We start from the raw sequence: 20,423 nt of genomic DNA on the forward strand, positions 1-20,423 counted from the left end.
CAGTCAGTCCCTTCTTCCGCCCGGCGCGCCCGGTCTGCTTCGCCGGAACGCTCCCGATCCGGACTCGTGCGGCGAGATCAGCCCGCTGATGGTGGCCCAGGTGCTCGCCGACCCTTGCAAGGACCGCCACATCCGCCGCCGTCAGACCCTTCAGCCGGTCCCGGATCCTCGCCCCGGACGGGGCAGCCACGGTGAACGGGGCAGCGATCGCTCGCAGCTCACGCTTCTTTCCCCGCCTGCGTGCCACCGGCCAACCCCCTCCCTGGTCGCATCGAACTCCGCCGCCACATCATGCGTTCCCCGCACGTGCAAGATCTTGGGAACCGGCCCCGTTCACCCCATCGAGGGACACCCTGGCCAACCACGGCCGACACCAAACCAGTTGTTGGCAACCTGGCGCTGCCCGCCCGCCAGGTGCCGCCCGCCTCGGCATGGCTCCGGTCGTGCCGGGTGCCGTCGCTCCTAATCTCGTAGTCGACACCGTGTAGGACGTCGCTCCGTCCGTCACCCCACCGATCACCGACGGCCAGGCACGTCATCTTCGCCGCCATCACCGGGCCCGGCAACCGCGGCTGGCCCTACCGCATGGCCAACAACCAGCCCTACCGGGACCGCAATATGCCCGACCCGGACCAGGCGCTCGGCTGATACGGCTGCGACCACCGAAGAACAAGTCCCGAACAACGACGGCCTGGGCATGCTGTGGTTCCCGGAGCGCAAGTACGACGACTTCTCACTGAAGCTCCAGTGGCGTGACGACGCGCCGGGTGCGGGCAACGCCAACTCCGGCGTTTTCGTGCGCTTCCCGCAGGTCCACGGCCACCCCGAGGAGCCACGTCCGGAGTGGGTCGCCATCAAGTACGGGCACGAGGTGCAGATCCTGGACCGTCCGGACGGCGACATGTACAAGACCGGCTCGCTGTACGGCTTCGACCGGGTCGGCCTGGGCGGTGCGGGCGTCACACCCAAGGGCACCTGGAACGACTACGAGATCCGGGTGGAGGACCAGCACTACTCGGTCTTCCGCAACGGCGAGCTGATCAACGAGTTCGACAACACCTCAGGGCAGGACTTCTCTCCGCCACGGACCGACGACCCGGGCACGGACGGGCGCCGCTTCGCCTCCGGCTACATCGGGCTCCAGGTGCACGGGGTCACGGATGTCATCTCGTACCGCGACATCCGCATCCAGGAGCTCTAGACCACCCCGAGGCGACCCTAGGACTCGTGCTTCGCGCGGCTCGGCTGGACCCGCTTGGGCTCGCCCGGCATCTTCGGATACTCGGGCGGGTACGGCAGGTCCCCGAGCCCGCGGTCCCGCTCGTCCCGGTCGGCCAGTTCGAGCAGTTGGTCAAGGCTGTACGCGTGGTCCTCCATGTCGGCGTGTACGTCGCCGACTTCGGCGTACCGGGTCGGCATGGTCGCCAGGTCGAAGTCCTCGGGCTTGACCGTGTCGACCTCGTCCCAGCGCAGCGGCGCGGAGACGGGGGCGCGGGGGTGTGCGCGCACGGAGTAGGCGGAGGCGATGGTGCGGTCGCGGGCGGCCTGGTTGTAGTCGACCAGGATGCGCTCGCCGCGCTCCTCCTTCCACCAGGCGGTGGTCACCGCGTCCGGCATCCGGCGCTCCAGCTCACGGCCGCAGGCGATCACGGCCCGGCGTACCGCGACGAAGTTCCAGCGGGGCTCGATCGGCACGAAGACGTGCAGGCCGCGGCCGCCCGAGGTCTTGGGCCAGCCGCGCAGGCCGCCGAACTCGTCCAGGACCGCGCGGAGTTCGTGGGCGGCGCGGACGGCGTCGGCGAAGTCGGTGCCGGGCTGTGGGTCGAGGTCGATACGGAGTTCGTCCGGATGGTCGGGGGCTCCGCTCCGTACCGGCCAGGGGTGGAAGGTCAGCGTGCCGAACTGGGCGGCCCAGATGACGGCGGCGAGCTCGGTGGGGCAGATCTCGTCGGCGGTGCGGCCGCTGGGGAAGGAGATCGTGGCGGTGGGAATCCAGTCCGGGAGGTTCTTGGGGGCGCGCTTCTGGTAGAAGGACTCGCCCTCGACGCCGTCCGGGTAGCGCTCCAGGGTCGTGGGGCGGTCGCGCAGGGCGCGCAGGATCCCGTCGCCGACGGCCAGGTAGTACTGCGCCAGGTCCAGCTTGGTGAACCCGCGCTCCGGGAAGAAGACCTTGTCCGGGCTCGACAGCCGGACGGTACGGCCTCCGGCTTCGAGCTCCACCGCTGCGCCACCCATGCGAGCCACGGTAGGCCCATCCCCTACTGGGTGCATATCGGGCGATTGTCGGATTCCCGTCGCAGAATCGACTTATGGATCTTCCGGTGATGCCGCCCGTCAAGCCGATGCTCGCCAAGTCCGTGGCGAAGATCCCGCCGGGTATGCAGTACGAGGCCAAGTGGGACGGCTTCCGGGTGATCGTGTTCCGGGACGGCCCCGAGATCGAGCTGGGCAGCCGCACCGGCAAGCCGCTGACCCGCTACTTTCCGGAGCTGGTCCAGGCGCTGCGGGAGCGGCTGCCGGAGCGCTGCGTGCTGGACGGCGAGCTGGTGATCGCCCGCGACGGGCGCCTCGACTTCGACGCGCTCACCGAGCGTATCCATCCCGCCGAATCGCGGGTGAAGCTGCTGGCCGAGCGGACCCCGGCCTCGTTCGTGGCCTTCGACCTGCTCGCGCTCGGTGACGACGCACTGCTCGACGTCCCGCTCGCGGACCGTCGGGCCCTGCTGGTGATGGCGCTGGCCGGGGCGTCGGCGCCGGTCCATGTCGCCCCCGCCACGACCGACCCGGAGCTCGCCCAGGAGTGGTTCACGGCGTTCGAGGGCGCGGGCCTGGACGGGGTGATCGCCAAGCCGCTCGGCCTGCGGTACCGGCCCGGCGAACGCCTGATGTTCAAGATCAAGCATGAGCGGACGGCGGATGTGGTGGTCGCGGGCTACCGCTTCCACAAGAGCGGGCCCGTGGTCGGCTCGCTACTGCTCGGGCTGTACGACGCCGAGGGCGTGCTCCAGCATGTCGGGGTCTGCGCGGCGTTCGCGATGAAGCGCCGCGCCGAGCTGGTCGAGCAGCTGGAGCCGCTGCGGATGTCCTCCATGGAGGGGCATCCGTGGGCGGCCTGGGGTGAGGAGTCCGCCCACGAGTCGGCGCGGCTGCCGGGGGCGCCGAGCCGGTGGTCCGGCAAGAAGGATCTGTCGTGGGTGCCGTTGCGGCCCTCACGGGTGGCCGAGGTGGCGTACGACCACCTGGAGAACGGTGCGCGGTTCCGCCACACGACGCAGTTCCGCCGGTGGCGGCCGGACCGGGCTCCGGCCAGCTGCACTTACGCGCAGCTTGACGAGCCGGTCAACTACGACCTGAGCCAGGTCCTGTCCAGCCCGCCTGGTGCCTGAGCGCGCGCCGGATCTCGCCTTCCCTTGATCTGTGCCTACTCGAGCCTTTGATGTGCGGTTACTCAAGCGTGCGGTTACTCGAACCTACCGTTACCTACGACGGCGCGGAACCTGTTATTGATCGCATCTGACGGGCGTGCGATCACTTTGACCGTGATCGTGATACGGCGCACGCCCGAGACTTTCTTGTCAACGTCATGTACCGCTCCCGCGCGGAGGGTTTCCTGGAAGACGACAGAACCATCATTTCGCTTTACCTCGAAGTGCACCTCATAGCCGTCCAGTGTCTCGTCATCGAGGCCCACGTCGGCTTTGAGTGATTTCGTTCCGGCTGGGACGTTGTATGTCACGCTCAGGGGATTCGACTGGAAGTAGCTGGGGTGGAAGCGGACACTGTTCGCGTACGTTGTGCCGTTCATCTTCGACGCGCCGGTGCTCTTGAAGTTCCCCAGCCCGCCGACTGGATCGAGTCCTGACAGGTAGTGGGTCATCTGCTGCGGGGCGACGCGTGGGGCCTCGCGGTCCTCGGGGGACGATCCGTCGGTCTCAGCGTCCGCGGGGGGATCGCCCTCTTCTGCCGGGCGCTCGTCCGCCTGCCGGTCCGGAGAAGAAGCGGTCACGGTCGGGGGCGCTGGAGTGGACTCATTCTCTTGTGGCCGAGGAGTCGTCGACTGAGGGTAGGTCGCCGCAGGAGGCGCGGAGTTATTGGCGTCAGAGGGATCGTCGGAGCCCTGCATGGCGGGGATGATGGTAATGAATGCGGCAACCACTGCTCCGGCGGCCGAGATCAGGGCCGCGCCGATCGCTGCGTCCTTAAGGCGTGACCCTCGCACTCCAGTGCCATCGTGATCGCTTCGCGGCATGCGTACCTCAAGATTTCTATGAAAGATCACAAACCTCGTGGTGCCACATAGTACAGACCCTCAGAGGTCAACTACCTTGCACAGAATGTGAGTTACTCTCCAGTTGCCTCGTTGATGCCGGGTTGACGACGTCCCTTTCGGCTGCGCGGCAATGTTCCTCTGGACCTGCCCGAAGGCGATCAAGGAAGTCCGGGGCTTGCCCTCAGGTGCGGAAGGGGCGGGGTGGGGAGGAGAGCCAGCGACGTAAACGCGCCATTGGTGCACACGTGCCTTCCGGGTGGCCCGTGGCACCCCTATGCTCCTGCGCCGACACGACAGTTACCGTCGGTAAGGGGTGGGCATGGGGCGAACGGGCAGTACGCGACGCACATTTGTGGCGGGGGCAGCGGCGGCCAGCGGAGCGGCCGCGCTGGGCGTGCCGAGCGCCGCGACAGCGGCACCGCATGCCGCACAAGCCGGGGCCGAACAGCAGACCGTCGCCGTACTCGGCGGCGGCGTAGCCGGCCTCACCGCCGCCCACGAACTGGCCGAACGCGGCTTCGCCGTGACCGTCTACGAACGCCGCGCACTCGGTGGCAAGGCCCGCTCGATGGACGTACCGGACAGTGCCAAGGGCGAGCGCAGACCGCTGCCCGCCGAGCACGGGTTCCGGTTCATTCCGGGGATCTACCACAACCTCCCCGACACGATGCGCCGTACGCCCTTCCCCGGCAACGCCAACGGCGTCTGGGACAACCTCGTCGCGCCCAAGGAAATGATGATGGCGCGCACCGGGTACGAGGATCTCCGTATCCCGATCCCGTGGCCGGGCCACAAGCCCGCCCAGCTCACCCTCGACGAGATCCGGCGCGCCCTGCGGGGCCTGCTGGACGCGGCGAAGGGGCTGCCCGCGCACGAGGTCGCGTACTTCGTGAACCGTGCGGTGGTCTTCCTCACCAGTTGCGACGAGCGGCGCGACCGGCAGTGGGAGGCCACCTCCTGGTGGGACTTCGTACGGGCCGGGCAGATGTCCGAGACCTACCAGCGGCTGCTCGCCATCGGCGTGACGCGGAACATCGTGGCGACCAAGGCCGAGGAGGCCAGCACCCGTACGGTCGGCACGCTCGGCGAGGCCTTCGTCTTCAACGCGCTGGGCCGGGGTGCGGACGGCCCGCCGGACCGGATCCTGAACGCGCCCACCAACGAGGCCTGGATCGACCCCTGGGTGGAGCATCTGACGTCTCTAGGTGTGGAGTTCAAGGTCGGCTGGAGCGTGCGCGAGCTGAAGTTCGGCGACGGGCGGATCACATCGGTGAGGGTCGAGGACCCGGGCGGCGTACGCCGGTCCGTCACCGCCGACCACTATGTCCAGGCCATGCCGGTGGAGCACGCCCGGCCGACCTGGAGCGCGGAACTGAAGGCGGCCGACCCGCAGTTGGCGCGCTGCGACAAGCTGGAGACGGACTGGATGACCGGCATCCAGTACTACCTGACCGAGCGCACCCCGATCCTGCACGGGCACCTCAACTGCGTCGACTCCCCCTGGTCGCTGACCGCGATCGCCCAGGCGACGCACTGGCCGGATCGCGACTTCCCCGCCGACTACGGCGACGGCACGGTACGGGACTGCCTGTCGGTCGACATCTCGGAGTGGGACAAGCCCGGGATGCTGTACGGCAAGACGGCCAAGCAGTGCACCCGTGACGAGGTGGCGCGCGAGGTGTGGGCGCAGCTGAAGGCCGCGCTGAACGACACCGGCAAGAACGTGCTGCGGGACGGCGTGCTGCACTCGTGGTTCCTCGACCCCGGCGTCGACGGCATCGGCACCCCGAACCCGACCAACGAGGACGAGCTGCTGATCCACCCGGTCGGCACCTTGCACCACCGGCCGACCGCGAAGACGAAGATCCCCAACCTGTTCCTGTCCGGTGACTACGTGGCCGTGGACATCGACCTGGCGACGATGGAGGGCGCCAACGCCTCGGCCCGCGAAGCCGTCAACGCCCTGCTGGACCAGGTGGGTTCGAGCGCACCCCGGTGTAAGGTCGTCCCGCTGTTCCGGCCGCCTGAGCTGGAGGCCTTCAAGCGCCACGACCGTACGCGCTACCGGCTCGGCCTGCGCAACGTGTTCGATCTGGGGTGAGAGCCTGTCCGTACTGTGGGCTCCTCGACCACCGACCCGAGCGGGAGCCCTACGTGCACTTCCAGTTGCTGCCCGGCGCGCCGGAATCCCCCGTGCTGCTGCATGTGCCGCACGCCGCGCGCGCCATTCCGCAGGCGGTACGCGACGGAATCTCGCTGGATGACGCGGCGCTTCAGGACGAGTTGGACCAGCTCACCGACGCCCATACCGACACCCTGGCGGAGCAGGCCGCCGCCGCGGCCGCCGTCACTCCGTGGCGGTTCGTGAACCGGCTGTCGCGGCTGGTGGTGGACCCGGAGCGGTTTCCCGACGAGCGGGAGGAGATGCGGGCCGTCGGGATGGGCGCGGTCTACACGCACACCTCGCGGCGGGCGCGGCTGCGCCCGGCGGACACCGATCCGAAGCCGCTGATCGACGCCTACTTCGAGCCGTACGCCCAGGCGGTCACCGACGCGGTCGAGGATCGGCTGGCCGCCACCGGGCGGGCCGTGCTCGTCGACGTCCACTCGTATCCCAGCCGGGCGCTCCCCTACGAGCTGCACGGCGACGGGGTGCGGCCGCCCATCTGCCTGGGCACTGACGCCTTCCACACCTCGGCCGAGCTGCTCGGCCACGCGGAGCGCGCGTTCGCTCCGTGCGGGGGTACGGCGGTCAACAGCCCGTTCGCGGGGACGTATGTCCCGCTGCGGCACTACGGCCGTGACCCGAGGGTCGGTGCGCTGATGATCGAGATCCGGCGCGATCTGTATAGGGCCGAGCCCGGCGGACGCGCGGGGCCGGGCCTCGGGCCGCTTGCGGCGGCCCTGGCCCGGCTCGTTGGTGCGCTGTCCTGAGCGAGGGTGCTCGGGGGTGTCTGCCCTTAGACCCCGGCCAGGCGCTTCGGGGAGGGCCGCAGATAGACCGCCCAGGTCACCACGAAGCACAGTACGTACGCGAGACAGAAGACCAGGTACGCGGTGTTGGCGTTCCCGGTGCTGAGGAAGGACTGCCGGAAGGCGACGTTGACCAGGACGCCGCCGAACGCTCCGACCGATCCGGCGATCCCGATCAGCGCCGATGCACCCCGTCGCGAGCGCTCCTCGGCCTCGTTCTCGTCGATGCCGCCGCCGACGGAGAGCTTGGCCTTGGCGCGGAAGATCGCCGGGATCATCTTGTAGACCGAGCCGTTGCCGATGCCGGTGAGCACGAAGAGCGACACAAAGCCCGCGATGTACAGCGGCAGCGACTCCTGCAGTGCGGCGATCAGCACCACCAGGGCGCCACCGGCCATCGCCGCGAAGTTCCACAGCGTCACCTTCGCGCCGCCGAAGCGGTCCGCGAACCATCCGCCCACGGGGCGGATCAGCGAGCCGAGCAGCGGGCCGATGAAGGTGAGGTAGGCGACCTTCAGCGGAGTGTCGAACTGCTCGCTGAACTGGATCTTGAGCACCATGCCGAAGGCGAAGCTGAAGCCGATGAACGAGCCGAAGGTGCCGATGTAAAGGCCCGAGATGATCCAGGTGTGCGGCTCCTTGCAGATGTCCCGCATCGCGCGCTTGTCGTTGCGCATCGCGGTGAGGTTGTCCATCTTCAGCGCGGCGCCGAGTGCGGCCAGGACGATCAGCGGGATGTAGATCAGCGGCAGCAGACGCGGGTTCGCCGCGCCCGCCGTGGCCAGGACCAGCAGGCCGAGCAGCTGGACGGCGGGGACGCCGAGGTTGCCGCCGCCCGCGTTGATGCCGAGGGCCCAGCCCTTGAGGCGCTGCGGGTAGAAGGCGTTGATGTTCGCCATCGAGGAGGCGAAGTTGCCGCCGCCGACACCGGCGATACAGGCCACCACGAGCAGCGTGCTGTAGCTGACGCCCGGTTCGAGCACGACCGCGGCGAGGATCGTCGGAACCAGGAGCAGCCCCGCGCTGAAGACCGTCCAGTTGCGGCCGCCGAACTTCGCGACCGCGAAGGTGTACGGGAGCCGCAGCCCCGCTCCGACCGCCGCCGGCAGGGCGGCGAGGGTGAACTTCCCGGCCGGGTCGATCCCGTACTCAGGTCCGAGGAAGAGGAGCATCACCGACCACAGGCTCCAGACGGAGAAGCCGATGTGCTCGGAGATCACCGAGAAGACGAGGTTGCGGCGGGCGATCTTGGCGCCTGCCTCTTCCCAGAAGGCGTTGTCTTCCGGGCGCCAGTCTTCGATGTCGCGGGTACGTACGGGAGGTTGCGGCTTTGGGTCGACCACGGTGGTCATTGGGGACCTGCCAGGGTGTCGGAGGAGCGGTTTCTGTTGGTGTTCACCCTGGTGGCGGGAGGTTTCCCCCCGCCGACCGTGGTGGCTCCGTGGTGCTACATCTCGCGCACACCGGCCGCGGCGGGCTGTGAGGTTTCGGCCACGGGCCCGCCGGCCTGGCCGGCGGAGTCCGCGGCGCGTACGGGCCACACCCGCAGGGCCGGGATCTGCTCGTCGAGACAGGTGCCGGTGCGCAGGTCAAAGGCCTGCTTGTACATGGGCGAGGTCACGATCGGGACGTCGCCGCGGCTGCCGATGATGCCCCGGGACAGGACGTAGGCGCCGCTGAACGGGTCGTGGTTGTCGATGGCGTAAAGGTGCCCCGCGCGGTCGCGGTAGACCGCGACCTGTTCGCCGCCGACCAGGACCGCGACACCGCGGCCGGGGATCAGGTCGGCCACGGCGCAGACGGGCTGCCAGTCGGCTCCGTCGTGGATCTCCACGGTCGTCGTTTCAGCCACGTCAGTCACGTCAGCAATGTCAGTCGTGTTCGTCGTGTTCGTCGCGTTCATCGGGTACGAACCTCCAGTGCGGGTCCCGCGACCAGTTCGCCGGGCTTGGCCGGGCGGATCTGGTCGCGCTCGGGGGCGAAGCGCACGGTCGGGTCGGGGGTGCCGGGCGCGTTGGCGAACGAGACGAAGCGGCGTACCCGGTCCGGGTCGGCCAGGGTCGCGGCCCATTCGTCCTCGTACGTCTCGATGTGACGGCCCATCAGCTCGTCGAGGTCGTCGCAGATGCCGAGCGAGTCGTCCATCACGACCTCGCGCAGATGGTCCAGGCCGCCCTCCAGCCGCTCCAGCCAGGGGGCGGTGCGCTCCAGGCGGTCGGCGGTGCGGATGTAGAACATCAGGAAGCGGTCGATGGTGCGGATCAGGGTCTCGCGGTCCAGGTCGGCGGCGAGCAGGTCCGCGTGCCGGGGCGTCATGCCGCCGTTGCCGCCGACGTAGAGGTTCCAGCCGGTGGAGGTGGCGATGATGCCGAAGTCCTTGCTCTGGGCCTCCGCGCATTCGCGGGCGCAGCCGGAGACCGCGGACTTGAGCTTGTGCGGGGCGCGCAACCCCCGGTAGCGCAACTCCAGTTCGATGGCCAGGCCCACCGAGTCCTGGACGCCGTAGCGGCACCAGGTCTCGCCGACACAGGACTTCACGGTGCGCAGTGCCTTGCCGTACGCGTGGCCGGACTCGAAGCCGGCCTCGACCAGGCGCTTCCAGATCGGCGGGAGCTGGTCGACGCGGGCGCCGAAGAGGTCGATGCGCTGGCCGCCGGTGATCTTGGTGTAGAGGCCGAAGTCGCGGGCGATCTCGCCGATGACGATCAGCCCTTCGGGGGTGATCTCACCGCCGGGGACGCGCGGGACGACGGAGTAGGAGCCGTTGCGCTGGAGGTTGGCGAGGAAGTGGTCGTTGGTGTCCTGGAGGGCCGCCTGCTCGCCCGCCAGGATGTGTCCGCCGCCGAGGCTGGCGAGGATCGAGGCGACGGTGGGCTTGCAGATGTCGCAGCCTTCGCCGGTGCCGTGTTCGGCGAGCACCCGGGAGAAGTCGGTGATGCCCTTGACCTGGATGATCTCGTAGAGCTCGGCGCGGGTGTGGTTGAAGTGCTCGCACAGGGCGGTGGAGACCTCGACGCCGCTGGCGGCCAGCTCCTCGGTGACGATGGTGGACATCAGCTTGACGCAACTGCCGCAGCCGGTACCGGCCTTGGTGCACTTCTTGACCTCGGGGACGCTGGCGCAGCCGTCCTCGTGCACGGCCCCCTTGATGGCGCCCTTGGTGACGTTGTGGCAGGAGCAGACCACGGCCTCGTCGGGCAGTGCGATCGGCCCGACCGGTGCGCCGGACCCGGCGGGCAGCACCAGCTGTTCCGGGGGCGCGGGCAGCGGGGTGCCGCTGGCGGCGAGCGGCCTGAGGGTCGCGTACGACTCGGTGTCGCCGACCAGGACGCCGCCGAGCAGGGCGCCGTCGGCGGAGATGACCAGCTTCTTGTAGACGCCCGCGCGGCTGTTGGCGTAGACCACGTCCAGGGCGCCGTCGGCGGTGCCGTGCGCGTCGCCGAAGCTGGCGACGTCCACGCCGAGCAGCTTGAGCTTGGTGGAGGTGTCGGCGCCGGTGAACGAGCCCTCGCCGTCGCCCAGTTCGCGGGCCACGACCTCGGCCATCGCATAGCCGGGTGCGACCAGTCCGTACACCCGTCCGTCGACGGTCTGCGCGCACTCGCCGATGGCCCACACATGCGGGTCCTCGGTGCGGCAGCGCTCGTCGACGACGATGCCGCCGCGCTCGCCGACGGGCAGGTCGCAGTCGCGGGCGAGCTGGTCGCGGGGGCGCACTCCGGCGGAGAAGATCACGAGGTCGGTTTCGACCTCGCTGCCGTCGGACAGCGCCATGGAGCGGACCCGGCCGTCGTCGCCGGTGTCGATGCGCTGGGTGCCCGCGCCGGTGTGCACCAGCACACCCAGGTCCTCGATCTTGCGGCGCAGTACCTCGCCGCCGCCGTCGTCGACCTGAATGGCCATCAGACGCGGGGCGAACTCCACCACATGGGTCTCCAGGCCCAGCGCGGTGAGCGCTCCGGCGGCCTCCAGACCGAGCAGTCCGCCGCCGACCACCGCGCCGACGCGGGCTCCCTTGGCGTCCTCGCGGATGCCCTCCAGGTCCTCGATGGTGCGGTAGACATGGCAGCCGTCGGCGTCGTGTCCCGGCACGGGCGGTACGAAGGGGTACGAGCCGGTGGCGAGCACCAGCGCGTCGTACGGCAGCCGCTCGCCCGACGCGGTGGTGACGATGCGGGCCGCCCGGTCCACCTTCGCGGCGGGCTCGGAGCAGCGCAGCTCGATACCGTGCTCGTCCAGGAACTCCTGGGTGCACATGCTGAGTTCGTCGGCCGATGTCCCGTTGAACCAGGAGCTGAGCTGGACCCGGTCGTAGGCGGCCCTGGGCTCCTCGGCGAGTACGGTGACCCGCCAGGTGGCAGCGGCCGAAGGCTGCTCGAAGAGCGCCTCCAGGAAACGCTGGCCGACCATGCCGTGGCCGACCAGGACCAGCTCCTTGCGTGCCGGCTTCGGCGTCATGGGGCAACTCCTTGCGTGGTGAGCAGATACAGAGGATCAGCGGGCATCGGTTCGTCCCGCTGGTAGGCCCGGGTGAGGGCGCCGACCGTGGCCAGGTCGCCCAGGAGGATGCCGCCGACGAGCCGGTCGCCGCGCAGCACGAGCTTCTTGTAGGCGCCGCGGGTGGCGTCCTCGAGCCGGAGTACGTCCAGGCCCGGGCCATCCGCCCCGGCGTCGCCGAAGGCGGCGTACTGCACCGGGCCTGCGGTCAGCCGGGACAGCGGCCGGGAGCCGGTGTACCGGGCCTCGGGGTCGGCTCCGGAGAGCCGGGCGGCGAGCACGTCGGCCTGTTCCCAGGCGGGTCCGGCCAGTCCGTGCACGGTCGAGCGGTGTTCGGCGCAGTCGCCGATCGCGTAGACGCCGGGGGCGCAGGCGAGGGTGTCGTCGACCTCGATGCCGCGGCGTACGGGCAGGCCCGCGGTGTGCGCCAGGCCGGTGCGGGGCCGTACCCCGCAGGCCAGCACCACCAGGTCGGTCTCCAGGACGTAGCCGCTGGCCAGCTCGACGCCGGTGACGCGGTCGGTGCCGTGCAGCGCGCGGGCCCGGTTGTCGGGGTAGGTCTCGACGCCGAGTCCGGCCAGTGCGGTGCGCAGGGCGGCGCCCGCCTGGGTGTCGAGGTGCCGCTCGATCAGCTGCGGGGCCTGGTGGACGATCTCCACCTTGACCCCGAGCGCGGCCAGCGCGCGGGCGGCGCTCACGCCGAGCACGCCGCCGCCGATGACCACGGCCCGCTCGGCGCCTTTGGCGTCGTCGGCGAGCCGGGCGCACTCCTCGACCGTGCGGAAGGAGTGGACGCCGGGCAGCAGGTCACCGTCGGCGGCGCGCAGTCCGCGCATCGGGGGCAGGACCGGGTTGGCGCCGGTGGCCAGAATCAGGTCGTCGTAGGCCGCCTCGTCTCCCCCTGCCGTGGTCAGGGTGTGCGCCGCGAGGTCGACGTCGGTCACCTCGCTGCCGGTGCGGATCTCGGCGGTCGCGGACTGGAGGGTGATGGCCTCGGCGTCGTAGCGGCCGGTGAGGACGTCGGCGAGCAGCACCCGGTTGTACGGGGCGCGGGGCTCGGCGCCGTACAGGGTGACCTGGCCGCGCCCGCCGAGTGCGGTGTACCGCTCGGCGAAGCGTGCGGCGGCCATTCCGGCGCCGACGACGGCGATGCGGCGGGGCGACGTGGGCTGTGCGGTCTGTGCGGTCATCGGGAAGCCTCCGCCCGCTCGACGCGGACCGCGCACACCTTGAACTCCGGCATCTTCGACGTCGGGTCAAGCGCGGGGTTGGTGAGCGTGTTGGCGCGTCCGGCGCCGCCCCAGTGGAACGGCATGAACACGGTGTCCGGCCTGATGGTGTCGGTCACCCGCGCCGGTGCCTCGGCCCGGCCGCGGCGGCTGGTGACGGCGAGGAGTTCGCCGTCGGCCGCCCCGAGCTGCTCGGCCAGGTGCGGGTGCAGTTCGACGAACGGTCCGGGGGCGGCGCGGTTGAGTTCGGGGACGCGGCGGGTCTGGGCGCCGCTCTGGTACTGGGACACCACCCGGCCGGTGGTCAGATACAGCGGGTAGTCGGCGTCCGGCTCCTCGGCCGACGGGCGGTGCGTCACAGGTGCGAACCTGGCCCGTCCGTCGGGGGTGGCGAAGCGGTCCAGGAAGAGCCGGGGCGTACCGGCGTGCTGCTCGTCGGGGCAGGGCCAGAACACCCCGTCCTCGGCCGCCACGCGCGCGTAGCTGATCCCCGCGTAGTCGGCCTCGCCGCCGGCGGAGGCCCGGCGCAGCTCGTCGAAGACCTCTTCCGGGTCGTCCGGGAAACCTTTCTCCACCCCGAGCCGCGCGGCGAGCTCGTGCAGCACGTACAGGTCGCTGCGTACCTCTTCGGGGGCGTCGACGGCCTTGCGGCGCAGGATCACCCTCCCTTCCAGGTTGGTGGTGGTGCCGGTCTCCTCGGCCCACTGCGTGGAGGGGAACACCACGTCGGCGAGCTCGGCGGACTCGGAGAGCACCACATCGCTGACGGCGAGGAAGTCCAGGGCGCGCAGCCGCTCGGTGACACGGCCGGCGCGCGGCGCGGAGATCACCGGGTTGGAGCCCATCAGGAGCAGGGCCCGTACGCCGCCGTCCTGGCCGAGCCCGTCCAGGAGCTCGTACGCCGACACGCCCGAGCGGGGCAGGTCGTCGGGGTCGACGCCCCAGACGGAGGCGACGTGGGCGCGGGCCGCCGGGTCCTCGATGGAGCGGTAGCCGGGCAGCTGGTCGGCCTTCTGGCCGTGCTCGCGGCCGCCCTGGCCGTTGCCCTGGCCGGTCAGGCAGCCGTATCCGGAGTAGGGGCGTCCGGCCTTGCCCGTGGCCAGGCAGAGGTTGATCCAGGCGCCCACGGTGTCGGTGCCCTTGCTCTGCTGCTCGGGGCCGCGCGCCGTGAGCACCATGCCGGTCTCGGCCTCGGCGAACAGGGCCACGGCGGCGGTCAGCTGCTCCACGGGGACGCCGGTCAGCTGCTCGACGCGCTCCGGCCAGTGCGCCATCGCGGCGGCCCTGGCCTGCTCGAAGCCGGTGGTGCGGGCGTCGATGAACGCCTCGTCGCGGTGTCCGTCGGCGATCACCAGGTGGAGCATGCCGAGGGCGAGGGCGAGGTCGGTGCCGGGTACCGGCTGCAGGTGCAGGTCGGCGAGGTCGGCGGTACGGGTGCGGCGCGGATCGACGACGATCAGCTTGCCGCCGTTCTCGCGCAGCTCGCGGAAGTAGCGCAGCGCGGGCGGCATGGTCTCGGCCGGGTTGGAGCCGACCAGGATCACACAGCCGCTGCGCGGGATGTCCTCCAGCGGGAAGGGCAGGCCCCGGTCGATACCGAAGGCCTTGCGGCCCGCGGCAGCCGCGGATGACATACAGAATCGGCCGTTGTAGTCGATGTTGATCGTACGCAGTGCGACACGGGCGAACTTGCCGAGGAGGTACGCCTTTTCGTTGGTCAATCCGCCGCCGCCGAAGATCCCCGCGGCGTCCCGGCCGTAGCTGCGCTGGGCCGCGCTCAGCCCGGCGACGGTCCGCTCAAGTGCCTCCTCCCAGGAGGCCTCGCGCAGCTCGCCACCGTCGCGTACGAGGGGTGTGGTCAGGCGGGTCGCGGGTGAGAGTACGGCGGCCGCGGCCTGTCCCTTGCCGCAGAGTGCTCCACGGTTCACCGGGAAATCGGGGCGCTCGCGTACCTGGACCGGGGTGCCGCCGAGCCGCATCCCGCACTGCAGCGAGCAGTACGGGCAGTGGGTGTCGACGGTGTCCGCCGTCCCGCCTGGACCTGCCGCGCTGCTCGCTTGGATCGTTGTCATGCTGCCGATCGTCACGCGCGGCCGTTACGTCGCCGGGTCCGCTGTGTTGCGGGCGCGATATACGGTTCTCACGCTCGACCTCGGGGCCCGTGGGAGCGGCGACATCTCCTGTAACAAAGGATGGCGTTTAGCTAACCCGCACGTCACATACGGGCAATGGCACGGCAACGGTGCTGCTTGAGCCTTCAACGCATGGAACCTCGCAAGCCCGACCAGCCGCTGACCGGCTTCACCATTGGCGTGACGGCGGCGCGGCGACGCGATGAACTCTCCAATCTGCTGTCTCGCCGGGGCGCCCGGGTCATCGAGGCGCCGTCGCTGCGGATCATTCCGCTGGAGGACGACGCGGCCCTGCGCCGCGCCACCGAGCGGTGCCTGACCGGGCCGCTCGACTATGTGGTGGCCACCACCGGGGTCGGCTGGCGCGGCTGGATGAGCGCGGCCGACGGCTGGGGGCACGGCGCGGAGCTCTCGCGCGCCTGCCAGGGCGCGTCGGTGCTCTCGCGGGGGCCCAAGGCGACTGGTGCGGTACGCGCCAGCGGGCTCGACGAGGCGTACTCGCCGGGCTCCGAGGCCATCGACGAACTGCTGACCTGGATGCTCGCCCGCGATATCCGCGGCCGCCGCATCGCGATCCAGGAGCACGGGGCGCCGCAGCCCGGCTTCACCAACGCGCTGCGGGAGCGTGGCGCCGAGGTGATCGAGGTACCGGTCTACCGCTGGGCGCCGCCCGATGACCCCGACGCGGTGCGGCGGCTGGCCGAGCTGACGGCGCGCGGCGAGGTGCACGCGCTGACCTTCACGAGCGCCCCGGCGATCACGGCGTTCCTGGAGACGGCGCGGGCCGCCGGGCAGTACGACACGCTGCTGGCCCGGCTGCGCGGCGATGTGCTGTCGGTCTGTGTCGGGCCGGTCTGTGCCCGTCCGCTGCAGGAACTCGGCTTGGATCCGCTGTGGCCGGAGCGCGGGCGGCTTGGCGCGATGGTGCGCACCCTCGCCGAGACGCTGCCCGAGCGGGCCCGTCAGGAGCTCTCGGCCGGTGACCGGACGCTGGCCCTGCAGGGCAGCGCCCTGCTGGTCGACGGCGAGAGCATCTGGCTGTCCCCGGTGTCCGCGGCCGTGCTGCGCGCGCTGGCCGAGCGCCCCGGGTGGGTGCTGAGCCGGGCCGACCTGCTGCGGCGCGCCTGGGCCGGGCAGCGGGCCGACGAACATGTCGTGGAGGCCGCGGTGGCCCGGCTGCGGGGGGCGCTGGGCAAGCACGCGGGTCTGATCCGTACGGTTCCCAAGCGCGGCTACCGGCTCAACGTGGACGTCGCCGACCGATGAGCCGCACACGTACGCGTACGGCGGTGGTGTCGTCCGCCACGCGCCCCGCGCCGACGCTGGTCGCCGTCGGGCACGGCACGCGGGAGCCCGCGGGGGCCGCGGCGACGCTGGAGCTGCTGGAGCGGATACGGGAGCTGCGGCCCGGGCTGCGGGTCGAGGTGGGCTGGCTGGACCTGGTGGACCCGCCGCTCACCGAGACGCTGGCCGGGCTCACGGGCGAGGCGGTACTCGTCCCGCTGCTGCTCGGGACGGGCTACCACATCCGCGTGGACATACCCGAGGCGCTCGCCACGGCGCCGCACCTGCGTACCCGTACCGCTCGCGCGCTGGGGCCCGACCCGCTGCTCGCCACCGCGCTCGGCGACCTGCTCACCGAGGCGGGGCGGGCGCCGGGGGACGGCCCGGTGGTCCTCGCGGCAGCCGGGTCCACCGATCCGCAGGCCAACGCCGACACTGTACGGATGGCCGAGCTACTGGCCGCGCGCCTGGGCACGCCCGTCGTGCCGTCGTACCTGTGCGCGTCCGCGCCGACCCCGACCGAGGCCGTCGCGGAGCTGCGCGCCCAGGGGCACGAGCAGGTCGCCCTCGCCACGTACCTGATCGCTCCGGGGTTCTTCACCCGGCGCGCGGCGGGCGCGGGCGCCCGGCACACCTCGGCTCCGCTCGCCGAGCACGACGCGCTCGCCCGCCTCGTCCTGGACCGCTATGACGAGGCCGTGGGCGACGGAAACCGGACGCGGTCCGGCTGAGAGCCTGTTTCTGAGAGCCTGTCCTTGAAGACCGGGCGAGGGTGTTCGCGACCGGGAACGGTTACGTCAGGCCGTCGGCCGGGCCTCCTCGACGGTCGCGATGAACCGGGCCAGCAGCTCGGACAGCAGCGCGTCGTCGCTGCTCGCCAACTCCGCCCAGGCAGCACTGATTTCCGCGTTCAGTCGACGCCAGCGGGCCATGCCGCGCGGGGTGAGATAGGCCAGGATCCGGCGCCGGTCGAGCGGGTCGACGCGGCGGTGGACCACATTCTGGTCGACCAGCTGATCGACGAGTTTGGTCAGGCTCGGCGGCGGCAGAAAGGCCGCGTCGGCGACCGCCGCCATGGCATGGCCCTCGCCGTCGGACAGCACGCTCATCACGCGCCAGGCCTCCAGCGAGCAGTCGGCCGTCTCCAGCACGGACTGGAGTCTGCGGGCGGACAGCCGTTCGGCTCGGGTCAGCAGCGACAGCAGGTCTGGGGACTGGCGCACGGGATGGGACTGACGCACGGGGTGGGGCGACATCCGACTCCTCGCTCCTGGGGCGGGCGGTGGTTCCATCGTACAAAGCGAAGCCCGCCCCACTGGGCACTTGGAGATCACGCCGGACCTCTTGGAGATCACACCGCCTCCAGGGGAGCATGACGCCATGCTCCCGGCCCGCCCGTACGCCCCCGACTGGTTCACGGTCGACGACTCCACACTCGGCGTGGCGCTCGTCTATCCGATGCGCGGACCGGCCGGAATCTTCGGGCCCGCCTGCGAGTTGTGCGCACAGCTCGCCGCCGAGGAGGTCAACCGCGCGGGCGGCGTGCTCGGCAGGGAGCTGCGCCTGCTGCCGGTCGACGGCGGTGGCGACCCCCGCCGGGTCGCGGACGAGGTGTCCGCCCTGGTGTCGACGGGGGTCGTACACGGCGTCACCGGATGGCATATCTCCTCGGTGCGCCAGGCATTGGCGCCGCGCATCGCCCACCGGGTGCCGTATGTATACACGGCCCTGTACGAGGGCGGTGAGAACACCCGGGGCGTCTTCCTGACGAGCGAGACCCCGCACGACCAACTCCGCCCCGCCATGCGGCTGCTCGCGGGCGAGCGAGGCGCGCGCCGCTGGTTCGTGGTGGGAAACGACTACGTGTGGCCGCGCCGCACGGCCCTGGCCGCACGGCGGTACGCGGCCGAGGGCGGGGGCCGGGTCTGCGGTCAGGCCTATCTGCCGCTGGACACCCATGAGTTCGCGCCGGTGCTCGGGCAGATCGAACGGTCCGACGCGGACGCCGTGCTGATGCTCCTGGTGGGCAGCGACGCGGTGCGCTTCAACCGCGCCTTCGCCATGGCCGGACTCGACCAGCGCTGTCTGCGGCTGAGCACGCTCATGGACGAGAACATGCTGCTGGCCAGCGGCCCGGCGGCGACCGGCGGGCTGTTCAGCACGGCGGGCTTCTTCGCCTCCCTCGCCAACCAGGACACTCTGGACTTCCACGGGCAGTACGCGAACCGGTACGGCATCGAGGCGCCGGTGCCGGGGAGTCTCGGCGAATCGTGTTACGAGGGCGTGCTGTTGCTCGCCGCCCTCGTCGAACGGGCCGGCACGCTCGATGTGTCGGCGATCGGCGCGGCCGCCGACGCCGTGTCGTACGAGGGGCCGCGCGGTCTGCTGCGGCTGCGCCGGGGCCATGTCCGCCAGCGGATCTATCTGGCCGAGGCCGACGGCATGGACTTCGACGTGGTGGCCGAACTGACCCTGGACAAGGCCTCGGACTAGACCTCGGACTAAGCCTCCCCTTGACATGCCCCAACCTCGCCCAGATACTTCCTGCAGGAAGTATCTACAATGCCGTGCGCGAGTTGTGAATGGATGTTCACTGCCCTGCGCAGCGGCATTTTTTGTCGCCCTGGGTGCGGAGAACGCAACGCCTGCTTAAGTCCAGCGAAACACCTTGGAAACAGGCCTATTTGAGGCTGTGAGCGCCTTGCACAGCCACACTCTCGTCCTTTTCAGGCGCCCTGGCGGGCGCTAGGAGGCTCTGTTGTCCAGCACCCCAAGGCGCCGTATGGCGGCCTGCGTTGCCGCTCTCGCCGCCGCCGTCACGCTCTCCGCATGCGGCGCCAAGACCGATTCCGGTACCTCATCCGACAAGGCCGTCAAGGCGGACACGTCGGGGGACACCGTCAAGGTCGGACTGCTCAACTCGCTCTCCGGCACGATGGCGATCAGCGAAGTGACCGTACGCGATTCGGTGAAGCTGGCCATTGAGGAGATCAACGCCTCCGGGGGCGTACTCGGCAAGAAGATCAAGCCGATCAGCGAGGACGGCGCGTCCGACTGGCCGACCTTCGCCGAGAAGGCCCAGAAGCTCATCAAGGAGGACCGGGTCGCCGCCACGTTCGGCTGCTGGACCTCGGCCAGCCGCAAGGCCGTCAAGCCGGTCTTCGAGAAGAACAAGTCGCCGCTCTTCTATCCCGTGCAGTACGAGGGCCTGGAGCAGTCGCCGTACATCTTCTACACGGGCGCGACGACCAACCAGCAGATCACCCCGGCGCTGGACTACCTGAAGAGCCAGGGCAAGAAGTCCCTCTACCTGGTGGGCAGTGACTATGTGTTCCCGCGTACCGCCAACAAGATCATCAAGGCGTACGCCAAGGCGAACGGCATGACGATTAAGGGCGAGGACTACGCACCGCTCGGGTCCACCGAATTCAGCACGATCTCCAACAAAGTGAAGGCGGCCAAGGCCGACGCGGTCTTCAACACGCTGAACGGCGACAGCAATGTGGCGTTCTTCAAGGAGTACAAGTCGGCGGGCCTCACGGCGAAAAGCATGCCGGTGCTTTCGGTCTCCATCGCCGAGGAAGAGGTCAAGAGCATCGGGGCGCAGTATCTGAAGGGTCAGCTCACCTCCTGGAATTACTACCAGACCACCGAGGGAGCGGCCAACACCAAGTTCGTGAAGGCCTACAAGGCCAAGTACGGGAAGTCCAAGCCGACCAGTGACCCGATGGAGGCGGCGTACACCTCCGTCTATCTCTGGAAGGCGATGGTCGAGAAGGCCGGGTCGTTCGACGTCGAGAAGGTGAAGGCAGCCGCCGACGGCGTCACGTTCGAGGCGCCCGAGGGCACGGTGACCGTCGACGGTCCCACACAGCACATCCACAAGACGGCCCGCATCGGCGAGATCGGGGCGGACGGGCTGATCACCCAGGTCTGGGACTCCGGGAAGCCGATCAAGCCGGACCCGTTCCTCAAGGGCTACGACTGGGCTTCCGGCCTCTCCTGAGCGGTGGGGGCGGTCCCCGCTCGGGGACCGGC

The 20,423-nt window shown here is 70.3% G+C and carries 15 protein-coding genes and 1 pseudogene; 8 read left to right on the forward strand and 8 right to left on the reverse strand.

The window, feature by feature from the left end; genetic code table 11:
* Nucleotides 1–685 precede the first annotated feature (685 nt).
* Nucleotides 686–1,201, forward strand: a pseudogene (locus U9R90_RS04590) (DUF1080 domain-containing protein); the annotation flags it as partial.
* A 17-nt stretch (nucleotides 1,202–1,218) separates the two neighbouring features.
* On the opposite strand, the gene ligD reads toward U9R90_RS04590, so the two are convergent.
* Nucleotides 1,219–2,235, reverse strand: a complete 1,017-nt coding sequence (gene ligD / locus U9R90_RS04595; RefSeq protein ID WP_411055068.1) for a non-homologous end-joining DNA ligase — start codon at nucleotides 2,233–2,235, stop codon at nucleotides 1,219–1,221.
* Between the two features lie 74 nt (nucleotides 2,236–2,309).
* Here ligD and U9R90_RS04600 point away from each other — a divergent pair, with 74 nt between their 5' ends.
* Nucleotides 2,310–3,386, forward strand: coding sequence for an ATP-dependent DNA ligase (locus U9R90_RS04600; protein ID WP_411055069.1), 1,077 nt, complete (start codon nucleotides 2,310–2,312; stop codon nucleotides 3,384–3,386).
* 74 nt (nucleotides 3,387–3,460) lie between these two features.
* On the opposite strand, the gene U9R90_RS04605 is transcribed toward U9R90_RS04600, so the two are convergent.
* Nucleotides 3,461–4,006, reverse strand: a complete 546-nt coding sequence (locus tag U9R90_RS04605) for an NPCBM/NEW2 domain-containing protein (protein WP_411055070.1) — start codon at nucleotides 4,004–4,006, stop codon at nucleotides 3,461–3,463.
* 583 nt (nucleotides 4,007–4,589) lie between these two features.
* On the opposite strand from U9R90_RS04605, the gene U9R90_RS04610 reads away from it, so the two are divergent.
* Both U9R90_RS04610 and U9R90_RS04615 read left to right on the forward strand, forming a co-directional pair.
* On the forward strand, nucleotides 4,590–6,371 hold the full coding sequence (locus tag U9R90_RS04610) for an FAD-dependent oxidoreductase (RefSeq protein ID WP_411055071.1): 1,782 nt from the start codon (nucleotides 4,590–4,592) through the stop codon (nucleotides 6,369–6,371).
* 53 nt (nucleotides 6,372–6,424) lie between these two features.
* Entirely contained in the window at nucleotides 6,425–7,204 is a 780-nt protein-coding gene (locus U9R90_RS04615; protein ID WP_411055072.1) for an N-formylglutamate amidohydrolase, read from the forward strand.
* Between the two features lie 26 nt (nucleotides 7,205–7,230).
* On the opposite strand, the gene U9R90_RS04620 is transcribed toward U9R90_RS04615, so the two are convergent.
* From U9R90_RS04620 to U9R90_RS04640, 5 genes are all read right to left on the reverse strand, one after another.
* Nucleotides 7,231–8,595 carry a nitrate/nitrite transporter gene (locus U9R90_RS04620; protein ID WP_411055073.1) on the reverse strand — a complete coding sequence of 455 codons (1,365 nt, stop codon included), beginning with the start codon at nucleotides 8,593–8,595 and terminating at the stop codon, nucleotides 7,231–7,233.
* Nucleotides 8,596–8,690: 95 nt separating this feature from the next.
* Complete coding sequence (nirD, locus tag U9R90_RS04625) at nucleotides 8,691–9,146, reverse strand: nitrite reductase small subunit NirD (RefSeq protein ID WP_411055074.1); 456 nt, start codon at nucleotides 9,144–9,146, stop codon at nucleotides 8,691–8,693.
* A complete protein-coding gene (gene nirB / locus U9R90_RS04630) occupies nucleotides 9,143–11,701 on the reverse strand; it encodes a nitrite reductase large subunit NirB (RefSeq protein WP_411055075.1) in 2,559 nt (852 codons plus the stop codon). The genes nirD and nirB overlap by 4 nt, the downstream gene beginning before the upstream one ends.
* Nucleotides 11,698–12,930, reverse strand: a complete 1,233-nt coding sequence (locus U9R90_RS04635) for an NAD(P)/FAD-dependent oxidoreductase (RefSeq protein WP_411055076.1) — start codon at nucleotides 12,928–12,930, stop codon at nucleotides 11,698–11,700. Before U9R90_RS04635 ends, nirB begins: the two co-directional genes overlap by 4 nt.
* The gene (locus U9R90_RS04640; protein ID WP_411055077.1) at nucleotides 12,927–15,041 is read right to left on the reverse strand and encodes a molybdopterin oxidoreductase family protein; all 2,115 of its coding nucleotides are present in this window, start codon (nucleotides 15,039–15,041) and stop codon (nucleotides 12,927–12,929) included. Before U9R90_RS04640 ends, U9R90_RS04635 begins: the two co-directional genes overlap by 4 nt.
* A 192-nt stretch (nucleotides 15,042–15,233) precedes the next feature.
* Between U9R90_RS04640 and U9R90_RS04645 the strand changes: the two genes are divergently transcribed.
* Together U9R90_RS04645 and U9R90_RS04650 are read left to right on the forward strand one after the other, a co-directional pair.
* Nucleotides 15,234–16,367, forward strand: a complete 1,134-nt coding sequence (locus tag U9R90_RS04645) for a uroporphyrinogen-III synthase (RefSeq protein WP_411055078.1) — start codon at nucleotides 15,234–15,236, stop codon at nucleotides 16,365–16,367.
* On the forward strand, nucleotides 16,364–17,116 hold the full coding sequence (locus U9R90_RS04650) for a sirohydrochlorin chelatase (RefSeq protein WP_411055079.1): 753 nt from the start codon (nucleotides 16,364–16,366) through the stop codon (nucleotides 17,114–17,116). The genes U9R90_RS04645 and U9R90_RS04650 overlap by 4 nt, the downstream gene beginning before the upstream one ends.
* Nucleotides 17,117–17,182: 66 nt before the next feature.
* On the opposite strand, the gene U9R90_RS04655 is transcribed toward U9R90_RS04650, so the two are convergent.
* Nucleotides 17,183–17,641 (reverse strand): MarR family winged helix-turn-helix transcriptional regulator, encoded by a 459-nt coding sequence (locus U9R90_RS04655; RefSeq protein ID WP_411055080.1) that lies wholly within the window; start codon nucleotides 17,639–17,641, stop codon nucleotides 17,183–17,185.
* A 124-nt stretch (nucleotides 17,642–17,765) separates the two neighbouring features.
* On the opposite strand from U9R90_RS04655, the gene U9R90_RS04660 reads away from it, so the two are divergent.
* On the forward strand, nucleotides 17,766–18,878 hold the full coding sequence (locus U9R90_RS04660) for a substrate-binding domain-containing protein (protein WP_411055081.1): 1,113 nt from the start codon (nucleotides 17,766–17,768) through the stop codon (nucleotides 18,876–18,878).
* A 289-nt stretch (nucleotides 18,879–19,167) separates the two neighbouring features.
* A complete protein-coding gene (gene urtA, locus U9R90_RS04665) occupies nucleotides 19,168–20,391 on the forward strand; it encodes an urea ABC transporter substrate-binding protein (RefSeq protein WP_411057643.1) in 1,224 nt (407 codons plus the stop codon).
* Nucleotides 20,392–20,423 lie beyond the last annotated feature (32 nt).

The organism is Streptomyces sp. E11-3, from assembly GCF_046540415.1.
GTDB lineage: Bacteria > Actinomycetota > Actinomycetes > Streptomycetales > Streptomycetaceae > Streptomyces.

Excerpts from the sequence above, each read along its gene's own strand:
- urtA (WP_411057643.1), top strand. The coding sequence starts at position 19,168 with ATGGCGGCCTGCGTTGCCGCTCTCGCCGCCGCCGTCACGCTCTCCGCA.
- U9R90_RS04640 (WP_411055077.1), bottom strand. The coding sequence starts at position 15,041 with ATGACAACGATCCAAGCGAGCAGCGCGGCAGGTCCAGGCGGGACGGCG.
- U9R90_RS04610 (WP_411055071.1), top strand. The coding sequence starts at position 4,590 with ATGGGGCGAACGGGCAGTACGCGACGCACATTTGTGGCGGGGGCAGCG.
- nirD (WP_411055074.1), bottom strand. The coding sequence starts at position 9,146 with ATGAACGCGACGAACACGACGAACACGACTGACATTGCTGACGTGACT.
- U9R90_RS04620 (WP_411055073.1), bottom strand. The coding sequence starts at position 8,595 with ATGACCACCGTGGTCGACCCAAAGCCGCAACCTCCCGTACGTACCCGC.
- U9R90_RS04660 (WP_411055081.1), top strand. The coding sequence starts at position 17,766 with ATGCTCCCGGCCCGCCCGTACGCCCCCGACTGGTTCACGGTCGACGAC.
- U9R90_RS04650 (WP_411055079.1), top strand. The coding sequence starts at position 16,364 with ATGAGCCGCACACGTACGCGTACGGCGGTGGTGTCGTCCGCCACGCGC.
- ligD (WP_411055068.1), bottom strand. The coding sequence starts at position 2,235 with ATGGGTGGCGCAGCGGTGGAGCTCGAAGCCGGAGGCCGTACCGTCCGG.
- U9R90_RS04645 (WP_411055078.1), top strand. The coding sequence starts at position 15,234 with ATGGAACCTCGCAAGCCCGACCAGCCGCTGACCGGCTTCACCATTGGC.
- U9R90_RS04635 (WP_411055076.1), bottom strand. The coding sequence starts at position 12,930 with ATGACCGCACAGACCGCACAGCCCACGTCGCCCCGCCGCATCGCCGTC.
- nirB (WP_411055075.1), bottom strand. The coding sequence starts at position 11,701 with ATGACGCCGAAGCCGGCACGCAAGGAGCTGGTCCTGGTCGGCCACGGC.
- U9R90_RS04600 (WP_411055069.1), top strand. The coding sequence starts at position 2,310 with ATGGATCTTCCGGTGATGCCGCCCGTCAAGCCGATGCTCGCCAAGTCC.
- U9R90_RS04655 (WP_411055080.1), bottom strand. The coding sequence starts at position 17,641 with ATGTCGCCCCACCCCGTGCGTCAGTCCCATCCCGTGCGCCAGTCCCCA.